Source organism: Knoellia aerolata DSM 18566, assembly GCF_000768695.1.
Classification (GTDB): domain Bacteria; phylum Actinomycetota; class Actinomycetes; order Actinomycetales; family Dermatophilaceae; genus Knoellia; species Knoellia aerolata.
Window position 1 is genome coordinate 42,087 of record NZ_AVPL01000008.1, and the last position, 19,284, is coordinate 61,370.

The following is a 19,284-nucleotide window of genomic DNA, read 5'->3' on the forward strand; positions in this document are numbered from 1 at the left end:
GCAGGGCCCCACCGTGCGAAGGTGGGGCCATGACGTCGGTCGAGCCCGAGGGGCGCCCCGTGACCGAGGAGCACCAGCGCCTGCGCGACTCCCCCCACGACGGCGACGTCTGGCGTGCCTGGGGGCCCTTCGTCTCGGGCCGGCAGTGGGGGACCGTGCGTGAGGACTACTCCGCCGACGGCGACGCCTGGGCGTTCTTCCCGTTCGACCACGCGCACGCCCGGGCCTACCGGTGGGGCGAGGACGGCATCGCGGGGGTGTGTGACCGCTACGGCTTCCTCAACCTCGCGGTCGCCATGTGGAACGGGCAGGACGACCGGCTCAAGGAGCGGCTGTTCGGGCTCACCAACGGGGAGGGCAACCACGGCGAGGACGCCAAGGAGTACTGGTGGCACCTCGACGCCACACCCACGCACAGCTGGGCGCAGTACCTCTACCGCTACCCGCAGGCGGCGTTCCCGTATGCCGCACTGCGCGAGGAGAGCGCGGCGCGCGGCCACGACGTGCCCGAGTTCCAGCTCTTCGACACCGGCGCGCTGGACGAGGACCGCTTCTTCGACGTGGTGACGACCCACGCGAAGGCGGCTCCCGGGGACCTCTGTGTCGTCGTCGAGGCGACGAACCACGGGCCGGAGGCTGCGCCGCTCGACCTCGTGCCGCAGCTGTGGTTCCGCAACACCTGGGCGTGGGGCCGTGACGACCGCACGCCGGTCATCGAGGTCGTGGAGTCCACCGTCCCGGGAACGGTCGCGCTGCGGGCGACGCACGACCACCTCGGCGTCGTCCGCCTCGTCGCCGAGGGGTTGCCCGAGGTGCTCGTCTGCGACAACGAGACCCACGTCGAGGCCGTCTTCGGCGAGGGCACGAGCCTGAGCGAGCACCCCAAGGACGCGGTCGACCGGGCCGTCGTCCACGCCGACCCGAGCCTGCTCGCCACCGACGGCCGCGGGACCAAGGTGGCGCTGCGCTACCACTTCGACGCGGTCGCCCCGGGTGCGACCGTGCGGATCCGGCTGCGCCTGCACGACGACGACTGGGTCGGCGGCGTGGACGAGGTCGACCCCCTCGGCGACCCCTTCGGCGCCGGCTTCGACGGCGTGCTCGCCGCCCGCCGGACCGAGGCCGACCGCTTCTATGCCTCCGTCATCCCGGACCACGTCGGCGACGAGGAGCGCCACGTCGCCCGGAGGGCGTTCGCGGGGCTCAACTGGTGCAAGCAGCTCTACCGCTACGACGTCCGCGAGTGGCTCGAGGGCGACCCCGCCGGCCCGCCGCCCCCGGACTCCCGGCTCGCCCGAGAACCGTTGGGCCGCAACACCTCTTGGTCACACCTCGCCCTCGCCGACATCATCTCGATGCCGGACGAGTGGGAGTACCCGTGGTTCGCGGCGTGGGACCTCGCCTTCCACACCGTCGCCATCGCCCACATGGACCCGCAGTTCGCGAAGAACCAGCTCCTCCTCATGTGCCGCGAGTGGAGCCAGCACCCCAACGGCCAGCTGCCGGCATACGAGTGGTCGTTCGGCGACGTCAACCCGCCCGTCCACGCGTGGGCCGCGTGGCACGTCTACGTCCTCGACGGCTCGCGCGACCGCGGCTTCCTCATCCGGGTGTTCACCAAGCTGCTCTTCAACTTCTCGTGGTGGCTCAACCGCAAGGACTCCGACGGCTCGAACCTCTTCGAGGGCGGCTTCCTCGGGATGGACAACATCAGCGTCTTCGACCGGTCGCGCGAGGTGCCGGACGGGTGGCGGCTCGAGCAGTCCGACGCGACGAGCTGGATGGCGTTCACCTGCCTGCAGATGCTGCGGATCGCGCTCGAGCTGAGCCGTGGCGACCGTGACTGGGACGGGCTCGCGACGACCTTCCTCGAGCACTTCTTCTCGATCGCCGAGGCGATGGAGACGTTCGGCACGGAGGGGGTGTCCCTGTGGGACGAGACCGACGAGTTCTTCTACGACGTCCTCGTCGACGGGGACGGCCACGGCGCGCCCGTCCGGGTCCGCTCGCTCGTCGGGCTGCTGCCGCTCATCGCGGTGGCCAACGTGCCGGCGTGGGCGTTCGAGGAGCTCACCGACTTCACCTCCCGGCTGCGTTGGCTCCAGGACCGGCGGCCCGACCTCACCGACTCGCTGCTGCACAGCCAGGACGGCGACGTCGTCCACAACAGCCTCACGCCGGTGGTCCGCCCGCGGCTCGAGGCGATCCTGCGACGCCTCTTCGACGAGGAGGAGTTCCTGTCGCCGCACGGCATCCGCTCCCTGTCGGCGTCCTACCGCGGAGGCGCCGAGATCGCCGTCGGTGACACCTCGGTCCGCATCCAGTACGACCCGGGGGAGTCCTCGAGCGGCATGTTCGGCGGCAACTCGAACTGGCGCGGTCCGGTCTGGTTCCCGACCAACGTGCTCGTCCTCGACGCGCTCCTCGTCATGGCCGAGGGTGCCGACGGAGACCTCGTCGTCGAGTTCCCGACCGGCTCAGGCCACCGGATCTCGCTGGAGGAGGCGGCGATCGCCGTCCGCGGACGCCTGATCTCGCTCTTCCTGCCGCGGGCGGACGGCCGCCGTCCCGGTACCCCGCGCGAGCACCCGGCCGGCCCGCTGTGGGACGTCCACCCGACGTTCAGCGAGCACTTCAACGGCGACGACGGGACCGGACTGGGCGCGTCGCACCAGTGCGGCTGGACGGCCCTGGTCGCGCACCTCATCTGCACCAGTCCCGAGGACCTACGCAAGGAGATCGACCCATGACGACGGCCCCGCTGCCCCCCACCCCCGCCCGTCCCCTGGAGGGCAGGGTCGTCGTCGTCACCGGGGGCAACAGCGGGATCGGCGAGGGGATCGTCCGGGCGGCGGCCGCCCAGGGCGCCAGGGTCGTCATCGACTACGTCTCGCGTCCCGAGGACACCGACGCGATCATCAGGGACATCGAGGCCGCCGGCGGTGAGGCCGTCGGGTGCGAGGCCGACGTCAGCATCGTCGCCGACCTGCGGCGGCTCGTCAGCACGACGGTCGAGGCCTTCGGCCGGCTCGACGTCATGGTCAACAACGCCGGGGTCGAGTTCGAGGAGACGCTGGCCACGCTCACCGAGGAGAAGTACGACCTCCTCATGGGGATCAACCTCAAGGGCGCGGTGTTCGGCACCAAGCTGGCGGCCGAGCAGATGCGGGCGCAGGGCGGCGGCGGGGTCGTCGTCAACATCTCGTCGACGCACGAGGACTGGCCGATGCCGAGCGACCTCGCCTACTGCATCTCCAAGGGCGGGATGCGCATGCTCACCCGCACCGCCGGTGTCGAGCTGGGACCGGACGGCATCCGCGTCGTCGCCGTCGGCCCGGGCGCGATCCGCACCCCGATCAACGCCGAGGACACGCCGGCCGAGACCCGGGCCCTCGAGGCGGCGATCCCGCTCGGCCGGATCGGCACGCCGGAGGAGGTGGGCGCGCTGGTGTGCTTCGTCGCGAGCGACGCGGCCTCCTACGTGACCGCGACGACGGTCATGGCCGACGGCGGGCTGATGCAGCAGCCGGGTGCCGTCTGAGCGTCCGGTTCAGGGTGGGGTTCGGCGTGTCGCGGGCCCAACGGGGGAATTGGCGAGTTGGGCACGGGGACACGCCGGTATGCCGGGTGCCCGCCGTGCCGGGTGCCCGCTCTCGCGCCGGGCGGCGCACCTGTGGAGGGGGCGCCTCGGGAGTCGGCGGGACGGCATACCCTGTGTCGGTGCCGACCCTCGACGACCTCCTCGCGGCCGCGGTCAGCGGTGTCAAGGGGAGCGAGCGACCCGGCCAGGTGAGCATGGCCAAGGCCGTGGCGCACGCCGTCGACTCGGGTGAGCACCTCCTCGTGCAGGCCGGCACCGGCACCGGCAAGTCCCTCGCCTACCTCGTCCCGGCGGTCCAGCACGCCATGGAGGTCGGCAAGCCCGCGGTCGTCGCGACCGCCACGCTCGCCCTGCAGGCCCAGATCGTCGACCGCGACATGCCCCGGGTCGCCGACTCGCTGGCGCCGCTGCTCGGACGGCGACCGACCTACGCGATCGTCAAGGGGCGGCGCAACTACCTCTGCACGCACAAGCTCGAGGGCGGCTTCCCCGACGACGAGGAGGGCCTGTTCGGGGTCGGCGACGTCGACCAGCAGGCCGGCTGGCTCGGCAAGGAGGTCGTGCGCCTGCGCGAGTGGGCCGACGAGACCGAGTCGGGTGACCGCGACGAGCTCGTGCCCGGGGTCTCGGAGCGCGCGTGGCGACAGGTGTCGGTCAGTGCCCACGAGTGCCTCGGCGGCAGGTGCCCGATGGTGGCCGAGTGCTTCGTGGAGCGCTCCCGCGAGGCGGCCAAGGGCGTCGACGTCATCGTCACCAACCACTCGTTCATGGCCATCGACGCGTTCGAGGGCCGCCAGATGCTCCCCGAGCACGACGTCCTCGTCGTCGACGAGGCGCACGAGCTCGTCGACCGGGTCACCGCGACGATCACCGACGAGGTCACCCCCGGCATGGCCCGGGCCGCCGCGAAGCGGGCCGGCCGTCAGGCCGAGTCCAGCGAGAGCATCGACGACGCCGGCACGTTCCTCGAGTCCGTCCTCGACGAGCTCCCCGAGGGTCGGCTGACCGGCATCCCCGACAACCTCGGGCTCGCCCTCGCCCGTCTGCGCGACACCACCCGGCAGGTCACCACCGAGCTCAAGCCACCCCCCGGCCAGGAGGTCGACGGTGCGCGCCAGGTCGCCCGGGCCGCGGTCGAGGAGCTCCACGACAACGCCTCGCGCGTGCTCGAGCAGCGCGAGCTCGACGTCGTCTGGGTGAACAAGGACCCGCGGCGCGGGAGCGTCCTGCGGGTCGCGCCGATGAGTGTCGCGATGCTGGTGCGCGACAAGGTCTTCGAGGACCGCACGGTCATCCTCACCTCCGCCACCCTCGAGCTCGGCGGGACGTTCGACGCCGTGGCCGGCACGATCGGCCTGCGCGGCGAGGGCGCGCCGACGTGGACCGGCCTCGACGTCGGCAGCCCGTTCGACTACCCGCAGCAGGGCATCGCCTACGTCGCCAAGCACCTCCCGCCTCCCGGTCGTGACGGCGCCTCACCGGAGATGTTCGACGAGATCGAGGCCCTGGTCCGGGCGGCGGGCGGGCGCACCCTCGGGTTGTTCTCGTCCATGCGCGCCGCCCGTGCGGCCACCGACGAACTCCGTCAACGACTGGCGGCCGATCCCTCCACGGACGGCGAGGTCGCCGTGCTCTGCCAGGGCGAGGACCAGATCTCGACCCTCGTCCGGCAGTTCGCCCGGGACCCGCGCACCTGCCTGTTCGGCACGCTCAGCCTGTGGCAGGGGGTCGACGTCCCCGGGTCGTCCTGCCAGCTCGTCATCATCGACCGCATCCCGTTCCCCCGCCCCGACGACCCGCTCGCGTCGGCGCGCTCGCAGGCGATCGCGCGGATGGGCGGCAACGGCTTCATGGCCGTCTCGGCGACGCACGCCGCGCTGCGGCTCGCGCAGGGTGCCGGGCGCCTCATCCGCCGTGGCGACGACCGCGGCGTCGTCGCCTTCCTCGACTCCCGCATGATGAGTGCCCGGTATGCCGGGTTCCTCCAGCGCTCGCTGCCGCCCTTCTGGCCGACGTCCGACCGCGCCCTCGTCCTCAACGCGCTCAAGCGCCTCGACGAGACGGCGCCTCCTCCCGAGGACGTCGCCGAGCCGGCGCTGCGAGGCCTCACCGGCGCCGTCAGGGGAACCGCCATGGGCGACGCCGAGACGACCGGTGCGGTCGACGCGACCGACACCCGCCCGGTGGCCACCGCGCCGCCGCCGGCTCCCGCCGCCCGGACCGCCGTGACGCAGGGGCACGCCTGGACGGCGGAGGAGGACGAGGAGCTGCGCGACGGGGTGGAGCTCGGGCTCGACCTCGAGGAGCTCAGCGAGTCGCTCGAGCTGCCCAGCGAGGTCATCGCCGCCCGGCTCGAGGGCCTGGGCCTCGAGCCCGGCAGCGGGTCGATGCTCGACCTCGACTAGGGCCCCGCCCCCCGGGGGCCTCTCGGCCCTGGGCCCTCCTGTGGTGGCGAAGCCGCCGTCGCACCGTCGTGGCAGAGTGGGAGCCGTGAGCGATCTCGTCGAGGTGCAGCGCCGCGTGCCGCCGCTGGTGCTCATCACCGGCCCCGAGCAGGTGCTCGCCGAGCGTGGCCTGGCCGAGGTCCTCGAGGCCGTCCGTGAGCGCACCCCCGACGTCGAGGTCATCCGCCTCTACGCTGCCGCCTACCAGCCGGGTGAGCTCATGGTGCACGCGAGCCCGTCGCTGTTCGGTGGCGACAAGGCCGTCGTCGTCCACGACCTCGACGAGGCCACGGACGAGCTGCAGCAGGACCTGCTCGACTACCTGGCGTCTCCGCCCGAGGACGTCACGCTCGTCGTCGTCCACAAGGGCGGCAACCGTGGCAAGAAGGTCCTCGACACCCTCAAGAAGGCGCGCGCCCGCGTCATCGACGCCCCGGCGATCAAGTCCGACCGCGACAAGGCCGACTTCGCGATGAACGAGTTCCGTCGGGCCAGGCGCCGCGCGACCGGCGAGGCCGTCCAGGCGCTCGTGGACGCCATCGGCAAGGACCTGCGCGAGCTCGCCTCCGCCTGCCACCAGCTCGTCGCCGACACGACCGGCACGATCGACGAGCAGGTCGTCCTGACCTACCACGGGGGCAAGGTCGAGGCCACCGGCTTCAAGGTCGCCGACGCCGCGGTGGCCGGCGACGCGGGGGAGGCCCTGCGCCTGCTCCGCCACGCGATCGCCGTCGGGGTCGACCCCGTCCCGATCGTCGCCGTGCTCGCCCAGCAGATCCGCCAGCTCATCAGGGTCGGCTCGGCCGGTCGCGGCCGCTCCGCCGACCTCGCCCGCGACCTCGGCATGGCCCCGTGGCAGGTCGACAAGGCGCGGCGCTCGCTGGGTGGCTGGACCGCCGAGGGCCTCGCCCGGTCGCTGCGCGCCGTCGCTGCTGCCGACTTCGAGGTCAAGGGCGGTGGCCGCGACCCGGTCTACGCCGTCGAACGCGCCGTCCTGACGATCACGCGCGAGAAGGCCGCCGGTGACGGCTGAGCGGCATCGGAGCGCGGGTACCACGGTCTGTGTGGACCGGCATACCGGCGTTTTGCGTGGGGGGCCGCCCCGCTGGTAGTTTTGCTCCTTGCGTGCGCGCTCAGGTCGTGCGCGCACGTTGCACCACCCAGTCGCGGTTCACGCAAGGGCGTCCCCACTCCCGGTCCCGAGCTGCGACTGCCGCCCTCTACGGCAACCACCGACCTCTCAGAAAGTCTCACTTCGTGGCAAACATCAAGTCCCAGCTCAAGCGCATCAAGACCAACAAGGTCGCGACCGAGCGCAACAAGGCGGTCAAGTCCGACGTGCGCACGGCGGTCCGCAAGTTCCGCTCGCTCGCCGACGCCGGCAAGGCCGACGAGGCGAAGGACGCCCTCAAGGCGGCCTCCACCAAGCTCGACAAGGCCGTCAGCAAGGGCGTCCTGCACAAGAACAGCGCGGCCAACAAGAAGTCGGCGATGGCCAAGAAGGCGTCCAGCCTCTGAGTCGTCCGCGACCCGCACCACGTCCGTAGCGCGCCACCGGTTCTCGAACCGGGGCGCGCTTCGTCGTCCCCGGGGTGGGCGCGCCGCCCTCAGCCCCGGCCGGCGCGACCCCGCGACACGGGGGCCCACGCGGCCATGACCTCGTCCCAGCGGTCCCGGGCGAGCACGGCCCCCTCGCGCCGCACCGTGGCCGGGTCGACCCGCACGACCCGGTTGACCCGCACCTCCGACGGGCGGCCCTTGCTGTCCCAGCCGCCCGGCCCGACGTCGACCCAGAGGCGCCCCGCACGCCGCTCCTGCTCGTGGTCGCGGTCGTGGTCCTTGCTCGTGAGGTACATCCCGAGCAGCCACGGCCCGTCGTCGCCGACGACGAGCACCGGCCGGTCCTTGCCCTGGCGGGGGTCGTCCTCGTAGGGCACCTCCGCCCACACGACCTCGCCCGGGTCCGGGTCTCCGTCCGGGTCGGGGGCGTATGCCGGGTCGAGCGGTCCGAGGAAGTCGCCGGGTGGGGAAGCCATGGCCGCCACGCTACGTCCAGGCCCGGGCGAGCGCGCCGCCCCGCGCAAGCGGGTCACCGCGCGCCGTCCCCTGCGCCGTGCGCCGTGCGCCCGTGCGCCCGTGCGCCGGTTCGGACGCGCTGCCGGGCCGTGGGAGACTGTCCGGGATCTGTTTCCGCCTTCCCGAGGACTTGAGCGACTGTGTCTCCCCGTGCCCGCACCGCGCTGCAGCCGCACGCCACGCCGCCGGAGGCGATCCGCAACTTCTGCATCATCGCCCACATCGACCACGGCAAGTCGACCCTTGCCGACCGCATGCTCGGCATCACCGGGGTCGTCGACGACCGCCGGGCGCGTGCTCAGTACCTCGACCGCATGGACATCGAGCGCGAGCGCGGCATCACGATCAAGAGCCAGGCGGTCCGGATGCCGTGGGAGAGCGTCGGCGCCGACGGCACGAGCGGCGACTACATCCTCAACATGATCGACACCCCCGGCCACGTCGACTTCACCTACGAGGTGTCGCGCTCGCTCGCCGCGTCCGAGGGTGCGGTGCTCCTCGTCGACGCGGCCCAGGGGATCGAGGCGCAGACGCTCGCCAACCTCTACCTGGCGATGGAGAACGACCTCACGATCATCCCGGTGCTCAACAAGATCGACCTGCCGGCGGCCCAGCCGGAGAAGTACGCCGAGGAGCTCGCCAAGCTCATCGGCTGCGAGCCCGAGGACTGCCTCAGGGTCTCGGGCAAGACCGGCGTCGGCGTCGAGCCGCTGCTCGACGAGATCGTCCGGCAGATCCCGCACCCCGTCGGCGACCCGGACGCCCCGGCGCGCGCCATGATCTTCGACTCCGTCTACGACACCTACCGCGGCGTCGTCACCTACGTGCGCGTGGTCGACGGCAACCTCAACCCGCGCGAGAAGATCATCATGATGTCGACCCGGGCGACGCACGAGCTGCTCGAGATCGGGGTCATCAGCCCGGAGCCGGTGCCCGGCAAGGGCCTCGGGGTCGGAGAGGTCGGCTACCTCATCACCGGCGTCAAGGACGTCCGGCAGTCGCGTGTCGGTGACACCGTCACCAACGAGCGCAAGCCGGCGGCCACGGACCTCGGTGGCTACCGCGACCCCAAGCCCATGGTCTTCTCCGGGCTCTTCCCGATCGACGGCTCCGACTACCCGATCCTGCGCGACGCCCTCGACAAGCTCAAGCTCAACGACGCGGCGCTCGTCTACGAGCCCGAGACGTCGGTCGCCCTGGGGTTCGGGTTCCGCTGCGGCTTCCTCGGCCTGCTCCACCTCGAGATCGTCCGGGAGCGGCTCGAGCGCGAGTTCGACCTCGACCTCATCTCGACCCAGCCCAACGTCGTCTACGACGTGACCATGGACGACGGCTCGGTCATCGTCGTGACCAACCCGAGCGAGTTCCCCTACGGCAAGGTCGCCGAGGTGCGCGAGCCGGTCGTCAAGTCGACGATCCTCGCGCCGAGCGAGTTCATCGGCGCGATCATGGAGCTCTGCCAGGGCAAGCGCGGCCAGCTCCTCGGCATGGACTACCTGTCCGAGGACCGGGTCGAGCTGCGCTACACGTTGCCCCTGGCCGAGGTCGTCTTCGACTTCTTCGACCAGCTCAAGTCGCGCACCCGCGGCTACGCCTCGCTCGACTACCAGGAGGCCGGGGACCAGGTCGCCGACCTCGTCAAGGTCGACATCCTCCTGCAGGGCGAGAACGTCGACGCGTTCAGCTCGGTCGTCCACAAGGACAAGGCGTACGCCTACGGCAACATGATGGCCGGCAAGCTCAAGGAGCTCATCCCGCGCCAGCAGTTCGAGGTGCCGATCCAGGCCGCCATCGGCGCCCGGGTCATCGCCCGCGAGAACATCCGGGCGATCCGCAAGGACGTCCTCGCCAAGTGCTACGGCGGGGACATCAGCCGCAAGCGCAAGCTGCTCGAGAAGCAGAAGGCGGGCAAGAAGCGGATGAAGAACATCGGCACCGTCGAGGTCCCGCCGGAGGCCTTCATCGCCGCCCTGTCGTCGGACGACAACGGCGAGACGAAGAAGAAGTAGGTCGGGGCGCCGTCGTTCAGGGGTGCCGTGCGCCCGGACATCGACATCGGTCCCGGTTGCAACCGGGACGGACGACGATTTCCGCGTCCTGCTCGGGTGAGCGTGGCCACGGGCGGTGAGCGGCCGGCATACCGAGCAGTAACATCGGCGTATGCCGGACACCTACAGCCTGTACCGCACGCTCACCTCCCTGCCCCTGGGGAAGCCGGCGTTCTCGTTCCTCTTCGCCCAGAAGGCGCCGTACTTCTGGACCGTGCGGCCCCGGGTACGGGAGGTGCGCCCGCACCACGCCGAGCTGTCGATCCGCAAGCGTCGCGCCGTCCAGAATCACATCGGCACCGTCCACGCCATCGCCGTGTGCAACGGCCTCGAGGCGGCGATGGGGCTGCTCGCCGAGGCGACGACGCCCCCCGGGCGCCGGTGGATCCCCAAGGGCATGGAGGTCGCCTACACCGCGAAGTCGACCACCGACCTGCTCTGCACCGCAGACACCGACCCGGCCGACTGGGAGCAACCCGGCGACGTGCCGGTGCGGGTCCGGGCCATCCGGGAGGACGGGACCACCGTGGTCGAGGGCGTCATCACGATCTACGTGAGTGATAGGAAGAAGTCATGACGATCACCGGCACGTACGTCCCGAGCCCCAGCACCTGGGTGCGCAAGCAGGTCGAGACCATCGAGGAGAGCGGGACCACCGAGTCCGTCGACATCCTCGGGCGGCCCGTCGTGCTGCTCACGATGAACGGCGTGACCGGCACCGTGCGCAAGGTCCCGCTCATGCGGGTGGAGCACGAGGGGGTGTATGCCGCCGTGGCGAGCAAGGGCGGCGCGCCCGAGCACCCGAAGTGGTACGCGAACCTGCGCAAGCACCCGGTCATCGAGCTCCAGGACGGGACGCGCACGTGGGTGGCGAGGGCGCGCGAGCTGGAGGGTGACGAGCGCGAGGAGTGGTGGCCGCGGTGCGTCGAGGCGTTCCCGAACTACGCCGAGTACCAGCGCAACACCGACCGGCTCATCCCGGTCTTCGTGCTCGAGCCGGTCGACGCGGGCTAGGGGGCTGAGCCCTGGTCGGGCCGGGGTCCTGCTCGGCGAGGCTCAACCCGGGGACACCGTCGACTCGTCGACGTCGCCGAGGTCCAGGGGCTCGTCGGGGCGAGCTCCTGCGGTCGGCACGTGGTCCCAGATCCGCAGGAGGTCGCGCGGCCAGATGTCCTCCGCGGCGTGTGCGACCTCGGAGCGACTCCACCAGCGGTGTGCCGTCATCGTCGCCAGCTCGACCTCGGTGTGCCCGGCCGTCGACACGTCGAAGGCCTCGCAGCGGACGAACCAGAAGAGCTCGTCCTGGGTCGTCACGACGTCGCTGTAGCCGTGCACGACGACTCGCTCCGCGAGGGGCCCGACCAGGTCGTCCGCACCGATCGCGAGCCCGGTCTCCTCGGCGATCTCCCGGATCGCGGCGCCCGCGTCGCTCTCGCCGGGGTCGACGCCACCGCCGGGGGTGATCCAGAAGACCGGCACCGGCTCGAGGCCGGGGTCGCTGTCCCGGAACAGGAGGAGCCGGTCGTCGCCGTCGACGAGGAGGACGCGCATGGCGCGGCGCCGGTTGCGGGGCCGGTCGTCCGGCACGGGGGCGGGGAGCGCCGCTCCGGCAGTCATGAGGTCAGACGGTGCCGCAGCCGGTCGACGTCGGAGTCCTGCCACCCCTGCTCGCGCAGCCACCCGGCGGCGCCGCCAAACTCGCTCTGCACCGTGTCGAGGATCGTCTTCATCGTCTCCGGCCTCGGGGCCTGGTCGGCGACGCTCTGCGCCTTGAGAGCGGCGCCGTAGAGCTTGCGCGGCATGAGGCGCGCGATGATCCGCTCGATCCGTTCGGCGGAGAGGGCGTAGTCCTCGATGATCGCGTCGTGCGGGACCCCCGCTGCGTCGAGGGCCAGGGCCACGACGGTGCCGGTGCGGTCCTTCCCAGCAGCGCAGTGGACCACCGTGGCGCCGTGGCTGCGGGACACGACGTCGAGGGCCGCGGAGATCGAGTCCGGCCGCGTGGCGAGGTAGCCGAGGTAGTGCTCAGACCAGAACGTCGCGTCGCGCACCGGCCGGTTCGAGGAGTCGGGCACCGCCAGCGCCTGCTCCGCGGTGATGCCGCGACCCTCGCCGAAGAGCGAGTGGTGGTGGTGGGTCAGCGACTCGACGTGCCAGAGCGGCCCGGGACCCTCGGTGCTCACCTCCGTGTCGCTGCGCAGGTCGACGATGTCGCTCACGCCGAGGACCTCGACGACCGTGCGGACGTCGGTCGGGCTGAGGTCCTGGAGGTTGTCGGAGCGGAGCAGTCGTCGCGGCTGGATGGTGGCGCCGTCGAAGGTCGGCAGGCCGCCCGCGTCGCGCATGTTGACGACCCCCTCCAGCTCCACCCAGCGGTCCGGCAGGGGCTCGTCAGGACTGCGGTGCGCGCTCACCGGGCCATCGTAGGTCGCTCAGATGTCCACGACCTGGCCAGCGCCCGACGCCTCGGCGCGCTCGGCCACCGCGGCGGCGACGACGAGGTCGGTGATCCCGGTGCCGAGGTTCTGGACGACGAGGCGTCCCGGCGGCCGGGGCGCGTGCAGCAGGTGGCCGGTCCACGTCGTCGGCGTCGGGTAGCCGTCGAGCTTGCCGCGCACCGCCCTCACGGCGGCGAACTGGTGCGGGTCGTCCGCGGCGAGGACCGCCGTGTCGGCGAGGTCGGCGCCCACCGAGCTCGCGTAGTCGATGGGCAGCAGGAGCGCGTCCTCGCGCGGCCACGTCACCGGGATCGCCATGTCGGTCAGCCCGATGGACAGGCCGGTGACGACCGCGGCCTTGTCGCGGACGGCGGCCTCGCGCGACGACGACCGGACGACGCGTATGCCGGGTGCCACCGTCGCGGCCTCGCGCACCAGGTCCTCGACGGCCCGCCCGCGACGTGCCCAGACGTGGACCTCGGTGTGGCCGAGCGCCTCGAGCACCCGCAGGTGGGAGCGGGCCTGGGTCCCGGCGCCGAGGAACGCGACGGGACCGTCCCCGGCCAGGGCTCGGATGCAGGCGCCGGTCACCGCCGCCGTGCGCACGGCCGTGAGCTCGCCCGCGGGGAGGAGGGCGCGTGGCTCCCCGGTCGTCCCGTCGTTGACCACCATGACGCCGTTGGCCGTCGGCAGTCCTCGCACCGGGTTGTCCGGGACGATGCTGATCCACTTGCAGCCCAACAGGTTTCGCTCGGGGTAGGCCGCCGGCATCGCATTGGCGAACATGCCGGGGGAGGTGCGCACGGTGGGCTTCGGCGGGACGTCCGCCCGACCCTCGGCCAGGGCGCTGAGGGCGTCCGCGACGAGGTCGACCACCTCCACGAGGGGAGGGAGTGAGGCCCGGACGTCGGCGTCGGTGAGGATGCGCACGGGCGCCAACCTATCGGGCACAGAGGTGAGGGCCTCGGAAAGTATGAGTTTCCGAGGCCCTCGCAGATCAGGAACCGAAGTTCTTGATCTGACGCTCTCACCGAGGTGAGTGCGTAGGCACAGTTCTAGTCGACAGCCGTGCTGTCCCGCAAGGTTTTCGGCCGAAGTCGTCCGGGCATTTTCGGGGGCGCGGCGTGTCGCGCTGGACACGCCGCTGCGGGTCCCTCGCGGCGGGCGGACCGCCCCCCACTGGGCGGGGAGGGAAGGCGGCCGGCCGGGGTGCGAGGATTCTCGGCATGCCCCGACTTCCCGACGGAGACCCCGCGCCGCCGTCGGGGGAGCTGCCGCCGCAGGCCCTCGCGGGCCTGGGGGAGCGGCCGTTCGGCATCTACCTGCACGTCCCGTTCTGCCGGGTGCGCTGCGGCTACTGCGACTTCAACACCTACACGCTCACCGAGCTGGGGCCGGGCGCCGGCACGTCGAGCTTCGTCGACACGGCGCTGGCCGAGCTCGATCTCGCCCGGGACGTGCTCGGCGGGTCGGCGCCGCCCGTCGACACCGTCTTCGTCGGCGGCGGGACGCCGACCATGCTCCCGGCGAGCGACCTCGTCCGGGCCGTGGACGGCATACGGGAGCGGTTCGGCCTCGCCGACGACGTCGAGGTGACCACGGAGGCCAACCCGGACTCGGTCACCCCGCAGTCGCTGCGCGAGCTCGCCGACGGCGGGTTCACGCGGGTCTCGCTCGGCATGCAGTCGGCCGTCCCGCACGTGCTCGCCACGCTCGACCGCACGCACGACCCGGAGGGCGTCGGCCGGGCGGTGCGCGGCGCGCGCGACGCGGGCCTCGTGACGAGCGTCGACCTCATCTACGGCACGCCCGGCGAGAGCATCGAGGACTGGTGCCGCAGCCTCGCACAGGCCATCGCCCTCGAGCCCGACCACGTCTCCGCCTACGCTCTCGTCGTCGAGGAGGGCACCAAGCTCGCGGCCCAGGTCCGGCGCGGCGAGGTGCCCCGGCCCGACGACGACGACGAGGCGGCGAAGTACGAGATCGCCGAGGAGACGCTCGCCGCAGCGGGATTCGCCTGGTACGAGGTGAGCAACTGGACGCGCACCCCCGCAGGTCGGTGCCGCCACAACGACGGCTACTGGACCGGTGGCGACTGGTGGGGCGTCGGCCCGGGGGCGCACAGCCACGTCGGCGGGGTGCGCTGGTGGAACGTCAAGCACCCCAGGGCGTATGCCGGCCGGCTGGCCGAGCGCCTCTCTCCCGCCGCGGGGCGCGAGACGCTGACCGACGAGCAGCTGCGCGACGAGCTGGTGCTGCTCACCGTGCGGGTGCGGGACGGCCTGGCCGTGGACGCCCTCGACGAGGAGGGCAGGCGAGCGGTCGCGGGGCTGGTCGCCGACGGGCTCGTCGACGGCGTCGCAGCCGTGCGTGACCGCCGGGTCGTCCTCACGCTGCGCGGGCGCCTGCTCGCCGACACCGTCGTGCGCCGCCTCCTCGGCGTCGGCTCCTGACCCGATCCCCGGCTCCCGGCTCGCGAGCCGGGTTGGTTCTCCCGAGCCGCCTCGACGGAAGTTGTCAACCTGTCTTGGACAGATTGATGCCGGTCGGAGCTGGGAGCTGGGGCGCTTGGGGTGCCTTCGCGTAGCGACTCGGGTATGCCGTGTGCAGCCGGTCCAGGTGTGCCTGCCGGGTGTCGCGCACGTGGTGTGCCACGCCGGTGAAGACGTCGTGGGGTGTGTGTCGGTGCAGGCCGAGGTGGCGGTGCTCGCGGCTGTAGCGGTCCAGGAAGTCGCTCATCCACTCACGCGCGTGCTCGATCGAGTCGAAGTGCTCAGGCATCGCCGGGTCGTACTTGATCGTTTTGAACAGCGCCTCGGAAAAGGGGTTGTCATTGCTGACGTGGGGCCGGGAGTAGGACGCGGCGACGACCCCGGCCAGGAGGTCACGCAGCTCGTGGGAGCGCATCTGTGCCCCGTTGTCCGAGTGCAGCACCTGAGGCAGTCCGCGACGGGCGAAGGCGTCCGTGAACATCTCGATCGCATGCCCACGCGAGGCGCGGTTCTCGATCCGCCACCCGACCGGGTAGCGCGAGTACACGTCCATCGCGAGGAACAGGTGGTAGCGGACCCGACCCGGGCCGCGCAGCTCGCTGATGTCCCAGGACCACAGCTGGTTCACCTCGCCCGCAGCCGCGACGGGTTTCGGGCGGCTGGGGCCGCTGCCGCGGGCACGACACGGACGTCGATCGCCGACCAGGTCACGGGCGCGAGCGATCCGATAGAAGGTGCTCTGCGAGCACGAGAGACGGCCAGCGTCGAAGCCGGCCCAATACGCCTGACACACCGACCTGTCGACCAGATCAGGGTCGGACAGGACCTGGACGACTGCGTCGACCTCGTCCGGGGACAGCGCGTGCGGCTGCCGAACATCCCGCCGTGACCACGAGCGATGCGTGAGGGCCTCGCGGGAACGACGGTGATAGAACGTCGAACGGGGCACCCCCAAGATCTGGCAGGCGCGTACGACCGACCACTGCGGCCCCACGAGCACGGTGACGGCCTCGATCAACAGGTCTTGTACCTGGCGAGCCACTGCTGATACTGATCCACACTCATCAGCGACACCGGGACCTCGTCCTGATCGTGCGAGCTCTTCAAGGTCCCTTCCAAGAGCTCGTGTGCTTTTCCCATGATCTCCAACGCACCCTCAGCCGCGGCGACCTTGGCGCGCAACCGTTCGTTCTCCTGCTCCAACGCCACCAGCCGAGCGCGTTCCTGACTCCGCATCTCCAGCCGTCCCGCGGGCGCACCCGGACCGAGCCGGCCCTCCGCCGCCGCAGTCACCCACTTGCGGGCTACCGACTGCTCAAGGTTCCACCGCCGCAGCAGCGCGGCCTTCTCCCCACGCTCGACACACGACTCAAACTCGCGCACGAACTGCTGTTTCTCGGCAATCGTGAAAGTCCTCGCGCCACGCGCCTTCCGACCCGGCATACCAAACCCTTCCGTCACACCCGAACTGTCCAACGTCATCCTGACAATGAACGTCGATGCGGCTCGGGAGCGGAGAACCGGCTCGCGAGCCAGGTCTGCGTCGGCCCTAGGGTGGCGCGCATGACTGCCACGCACACCCGTCGGCTCGAGGGCCGCACCGCCATCGTCACCGGGTCCAGCCGGGGCATCGGTCTGGGCATCGCCGAGCGACTCGTCGCGGAGGGCGCCCGGGTCTGCCTCACCGCCCGCAAGCAGGACGCGCTCGACGCCGCCGTCGAGTCCCTCGGAGGTCCGGAGGTCGCCATGGCGGTCGCCGGTCGTGCCGACGACCTCGAGCACCAGGAGGCCGTCTTCGCCGCGGTGGGGGAGCGGTTCGGCGACGTGGAGCTGCTCGTCAACAACACCGGCATCAACCCGGCATACGGACGGCTTGTCGACCTCGACCTCGACGTCGCGCGCAAGATCGTCGAGGTCAACTGCATCGCCGCGCTGTCGTGGGTGCAGAAGGCTGTCGCCCACGGCCTCGAGTCCCGCGGCGGCGCGATCGTCAACGTCTCGTCGGTGGCCGGAGTGCGCCCCGCGCCCGGCATCGGGTTCTACGGTGCGAGCAAGGCAATGCTCACGCACCTCACCGAGGAGCTCGCCGTCGAGCTCGGGCCGACGGTGCGGGTCAACGCCGTCGCGCCCGCGGTCGTCAAGACCCGGTTCGCGGAGGCGCTCTACGAGGGGCGCGAGGAGCAGGTCGCGGCGGGCTACCCGCTGGGCCGGCTGGGTGTGCCCGAGGACATCGCCGGGGTCGTTGCGTTCCTGCTCTCGGACGACGCGGCGTGGGTCACCGGCCAGTGCCTCGTCGTCGACGGCGGGCTGCTGCTCAAGGGTGGCGTCTGAGAGCTGCTCCACGACGAGATCAGCCCCACCCGGGTCCGGGTGGGGCTGACGTGCTGAGGGACGAGTCGGGCTCAGCCGGTCACGAGACGAAGCGCGGCGTGAACGGCGGGGTCCACAGCTGGCCCTCGTTGGCGCGCAGGGCGCCGATGATGTGCAGGACGAACGCGAAGGCCAGCGCGATGAAGTACGTCACGAAGCCCACGAGCACGAGCATCAGCGGGAACGAGATGAGCAGGAAGATGCCGGTGATGATCTGGATGTTGAGCGAGTTGGCGGCGTGCTGGCGCACGAAGTCGCCGCGCTCCTTGTACATCACGTAGATGACGAGCGAGCCGACGAAGCCCAGCAGGCCGGCGCTCAGCACCATGGCGATGAGCGGTACGAGGTGGGCGAACATGCCCCACTGCCGCTGCTGCGCCGGGTCGAGCACGGCCTGCTGGTAGGGCGCGGGGTATCCCTGCTGCTGCGGTGTCGGAGGAGCGTACGGCTGCTGCGCGACGTGCGGCTGCTGCGGCGGCTCGGGCTGCGGGGCCGCGGGCGGGGGGTTCTGGCCCTGCTGGTGCTCCGGGTACGGAGTGGTCATGGGGTCCTCCTTCGGGGGACGGGGTGCTTGCCTCCAGTGAAACCCATGCGGCGCCCGTTTGATCCCCGCTTCGGGGTGAGTTCAGGGTGTGCTCAGGGCTGACCCTGCCGCCCCGGCCGGCGGGACGGCATACCCCCGCTGTCAGCGTCCGCAACCCTGGTCGGGAAGGCGACCATCTCTGCGGACGCAAGCTGGAGGTGCGCTGGCAGCGTCCGCAACCCTGGTCGGGAAGGCGACCATCTCTGCGGACGCACGCGGGAGGGGCGCCGACAGCGTCCGCAACCCTGGTCGGGAAGGCGACCATCTCTGCGGACGCACGCGCTCGGGGCTCGGCAGCGGGAGGGCGGGTCAGGGGGCGGTGACGAAGTCGATGAGCTCCTCGACGCGGCCGAGCAGCGACGGCTCGAGGTCGGCGTACGTCCGCACGGTGCCGAGGATCTGCTTCCACGCGCGAGCGATGTCGGCCTGCTCGTCGTGCGCCCACCCGAGGTGAGCGCAGATGCCGTGCTTCCACGACGTGCCCCGCGGGATGACCGGCCAGCGCTCCATGCCGAGACGCTCCGGACGGACCGACTGCCACACGTCGACGTAGGGGTGCCCGACGATGAGCACGTGCGGGGCGAAGGGGTGCAGCCGCGAGGCGGCGTCGACGACCCGCGTCTCCTTGGTGCCGGCCACGAGGTGGTCGACGAGGACGCCCATCCGTCGGCCCGGACCGGGGGCGAAGTCGCGGATCGCGGCCTCGAGGTCGTCGACGCCGTCGAGCATCTCGACGACCACGCCCTCGATGCGCAGGTCGTGGCCCCAGACCTTCTCGACGAGCTCGGCGTCGTGGCGTCCCTCGACGAAGATGCGTGACGCGCTGGCAACACGTGCGGGGGCGTCGGCCACGGCCCGCGAGCCACTCGCGGTCCGGGACGCGGCGGCGCGGGCGGCCGACAGCCGGGCGTCGGCGGCGGCCTGCGGCCTGGTGAGCGTGACGGGCCGGCCGTCGACGTGGAACCCCGGCCCGAGCGGGAACGCCCTGGTCCGGCCGCGACGGTCCTCGAGGTGGACGACGAGGATGCCGCCGGCCTTCTCGACCCGGACGACGGCGCCGACCCACCCGGTCTCGACGTCCTCGACGACGACCCCGCGTTCCGCGGCGAGAGGCGTCGACCGGCCCTTGGGCGGTGCCTTCCAGTCGCCGGAGAGCACGTCGCGGCCGTAGCGATCAGTCACCTGCGCGAGGGTAGACGTAGAATTGGCACTCACCAAGCAGGAGTGCCAAC

Annotated in this window: 18 protein-coding genes; 10 read left to right on the plus strand and 8 right to left on the minus strand. The window is 71.7% G+C overall.

What is annotated here, in order from left to right; translation table 11 throughout:
• Positions 1 to 29: 29 nt before the first annotated feature.
• The 5 genes from N801_RS05165 to rpsT all read left to right on the plus strand — a co-directional run bounded on the left by N801_RS05165 (position 30) and on the right by rpsT (position 7,563).
• A complete protein-coding gene (locus N801_RS05165; RefSeq protein ID WP_035933930.1) occupies positions 30 to 2,750 on the plus strand; it encodes an MGH1-like glycoside hydrolase domain-containing protein in 2,721 nt (906 codons plus the stop codon).
• The gene (locus tag N801_RS05170; RefSeq protein ID WP_052112625.1) at positions 2,747 to 3,541 is read left to right on the plus strand and encodes an SDR family NAD(P)-dependent oxidoreductase; all 795 of its coding nucleotides are present in this window, start codon (positions 2,747 to 2,749) and stop codon (positions 3,539 to 3,541) included. Before N801_RS05165 ends, N801_RS05170 begins: the two co-directional genes overlap by 4 nt.
• 179 nt (positions 3,542 to 3,720) lie before the next feature.
• Positions 3,721 to 6,006 (plus strand): ATP-dependent DNA helicase, encoded by a 2,286-nt coding sequence (locus N801_RS05175; RefSeq protein ID WP_035934288.1) that lies wholly within the window; start codon positions 3,721 to 3,723, stop codon positions 6,004 to 6,006.
• A gap of 76 nt (positions 6,007 to 6,082) precedes the next feature.
• The gene (gene holA, locus N801_RS05180) at positions 6,083 to 7,078 is read left to right on the plus strand and encodes a DNA polymerase III subunit delta (RefSeq protein WP_052112626.1); all 996 of its coding nucleotides are present in this window, start codon (positions 6,083 to 6,085) and stop codon (positions 7,076 to 7,078) included.
• A gap of 224 nt (positions 7,079 to 7,302) precedes the next feature.
• Positions 7,303 to 7,563, plus strand: coding sequence for a 30S ribosomal protein S20 (gene rpsT, locus N801_RS05185; RefSeq protein ID WP_035933937.1), 261 nt, complete (start codon positions 7,303 to 7,305; stop codon positions 7,561 to 7,563).
• Between the two features lie 89 nt (positions 7,564 to 7,652).
• On the opposite strand, the gene N801_RS05190 is transcribed toward rpsT, so the two are convergent.
• The gene (locus N801_RS05190) at positions 7,653 to 8,081 is read right to left on the minus strand and encodes a type II toxin-antitoxin system PemK/MazF family toxin (protein WP_035934306.1); all 429 of its coding nucleotides are present in this window, start codon (positions 8,079 to 8,081) and stop codon (positions 7,653 to 7,655) included.
• Positions 8,082 to 8,261: 180 nt separating this feature from the next.
• Here N801_RS05190 and lepA point away from each other — a divergent pair, with 180 nt between their 5' ends.
• From lepA to N801_RS05205, 3 genes are all read left to right on the plus strand, one after another.
• Complete coding sequence (gene lepA / locus N801_RS05195; protein WP_035933947.1) at positions 8,262 to 10,130, plus strand: translation elongation factor 4; 1,869 nt, start codon at positions 8,262 to 8,264, stop codon at positions 10,128 to 10,130.
• A gap of 151 nt (positions 10,131 to 10,281) precedes the next feature.
• Positions 10,282 to 10,746: a hotdog fold domain-containing protein gene (locus N801_RS05200; RefSeq protein ID WP_035933950.1), complete on the plus strand. Its 465-nt coding sequence runs from the start codon at positions 10,282 to 10,284 to the stop codon at positions 10,744 to 10,746.
• Positions 10,743 to 11,183, plus strand: coding sequence for a nitroreductase family deazaflavin-dependent oxidoreductase (locus N801_RS05205; RefSeq protein WP_035933953.1), 441 nt, complete (start codon positions 10,743 to 10,745; stop codon positions 11,181 to 11,183). The genes N801_RS05200 and N801_RS05205 overlap by 4 nt, the downstream gene beginning before the upstream one ends.
• Before the next feature lie 42 nt (positions 11,184 to 11,225).
• Here N801_RS05205 and N801_RS05210 read toward each other — a convergent pair whose 3' ends face one another.
• Genes N801_RS05210 through N801_RS05220 form a run of 3 tightly spaced genes read right to left on the minus strand, consistent with a single transcriptional unit; the run spans position 11,226 to position 13,537 of the window.
• The gene (locus N801_RS05210; protein ID WP_245618224.1) at positions 11,226 to 11,786 is read right to left on the minus strand and encodes an NUDIX hydrolase; all 561 of its coding nucleotides are present in this window, start codon (positions 11,784 to 11,786) and stop codon (positions 11,226 to 11,228) included.
• Positions 11,783 to 12,583 (minus strand): tyrosine-protein phosphatase, encoded by an 801-nt coding sequence (locus N801_RS05215; protein ID WP_245618225.1) that lies wholly within the window; start codon positions 12,581 to 12,583, stop codon positions 11,783 to 11,785. Before N801_RS05215 ends, N801_RS05210 begins: the two co-directional genes overlap by 4 nt.
• An 18-nt stretch (positions 12,584 to 12,601) precedes the next feature.
• Complete coding sequence (locus N801_RS05220; protein WP_035933955.1) at positions 12,602 to 13,537, minus strand: ornithine cyclodeaminase; 936 nt, start codon at positions 13,535 to 13,537, stop codon at positions 12,602 to 12,604.
• 296 nt (positions 13,538 to 13,833) lie between these two features.
• Between N801_RS05220 and hemW the strand changes: the two genes are divergently transcribed.
• Positions 13,834 to 15,060 (plus strand): radical SAM family heme chaperone HemW, encoded by a 1,227-nt coding sequence (gene hemW / locus N801_RS05225; protein ID WP_035933958.1) that lies wholly within the window; start codon positions 13,834 to 13,836, stop codon positions 15,058 to 15,060.
• Positions 15,061 to 15,124: 64 nt separating this feature from the next.
• Here the strand turns inward: hemW and N801_RS05230 are convergent, their stop codons facing one another.
• Positions 15,125 to 16,141, minus strand: coding sequence for an IS3 family transposase (locus tag N801_RS05230; RefSeq protein ID WP_342666901.1), 1,017 nt, complete (start codon positions 16,139 to 16,141; stop codon positions 15,125 to 15,127).
• Positions 16,114 to 16,581 (minus strand): hypothetical protein, encoded by a 468-nt coding sequence (locus N801_RS05235; RefSeq protein WP_052112627.1) that lies wholly within the window; start codon positions 16,579 to 16,581, stop codon positions 16,114 to 16,116. The genes N801_RS05230 and N801_RS05235 overlap by 28 nt, the downstream gene beginning before the upstream one ends.
• Positions 16,582 to 16,662: 81 nt before the next feature.
• On the opposite strand from N801_RS05235, the gene N801_RS05240 reads away from it, so the two are divergent.
• Complete coding sequence (locus tag N801_RS05240) at positions 16,663 to 17,430, plus strand: SDR family oxidoreductase (RefSeq protein WP_035933964.1); 768 nt, start codon at positions 16,663 to 16,665, stop codon at positions 17,428 to 17,430.
• 79 nt (positions 17,431 to 17,509) lie between these two features.
• Here N801_RS05240 and N801_RS05245 read toward each other — a convergent pair whose 3' ends face one another.
• Positions 17,510 to 18,013 (minus strand): DUF4870 domain-containing protein, encoded by a 504-nt coding sequence (locus tag N801_RS05245; RefSeq protein ID WP_084108251.1) that lies wholly within the window; start codon positions 18,011 to 18,013, stop codon positions 17,510 to 17,512.
• A gap of 348 nt (positions 18,014 to 18,361) precedes the next feature.
• A complete protein-coding gene (locus tag N801_RS05250) occupies positions 18,362 to 19,234 on the minus strand; it encodes a DUF3097 domain-containing protein (RefSeq protein WP_035933969.1) in 873 nt (290 codons plus the stop codon).
• Positions 19,235 to 19,284 lie beyond the last annotated feature (50 nt).

Bases quoted from the DNA above. Each gene is read 5' to 3' on its own strand.
- N801_RS05235 (WP_052112627.1), bottom strand. From the start codon at position 16,581: ATGACGTTGGACAGTTCGGGTGTGACGGAAGGGTTTGGTATGCCGGGT.
- N801_RS05165 (WP_035933930.1), top strand. From the start codon at position 30: ATGACGTCGGTCGAGCCCGAGGGGCGCCCCGTGACCGAGGAGCACCAG.
- N801_RS05200 (WP_035933950.1), top strand. From the start codon at position 10,282: ATGCCGGACACCTACAGCCTGTACCGCACGCTCACCTCCCTGCCCCTG.
- N801_RS05245 (WP_084108251.1), bottom strand. From the start codon at position 18,013: ATGACCACTCCGTACCCGGAGCACCAGCAGGGCCAGAACCCCCCGCCC.
- N801_RS05190 (WP_035934306.1), bottom strand. From the start codon at position 8,081: ATGGCTTCCCCACCCGGCGACTTCCTCGGACCGCTCGACCCGGCATAC.
- N801_RS05205 (WP_035933953.1), top strand. From the start codon at position 10,743: ATGACGATCACCGGCACGTACGTCCCGAGCCCCAGCACCTGGGTGCGC.
- N801_RS05240 (WP_035933964.1), top strand. From the start codon at position 16,663: ATGACTGCCACGCACACCCGTCGGCTCGAGGGCCGCACCGCCATCGTC.
- hemW (WP_035933958.1), top strand. From the start codon at position 13,834: ATGCCCCGACTTCCCGACGGAGACCCCGCGCCGCCGTCGGGGGAGCTG.
- N801_RS05170 (WP_052112625.1), top strand. From the start codon at position 2,747: ATGACGACGGCCCCGCTGCCCCCCACCCCCGCCCGTCCCCTGGAGGGC.
- N801_RS05210 (WP_245618224.1), bottom strand. From the start codon at position 11,786: ATGACTGCCGGAGCGGCGCTCCCCGCCCCCGTGCCGGACGACCGGCCC.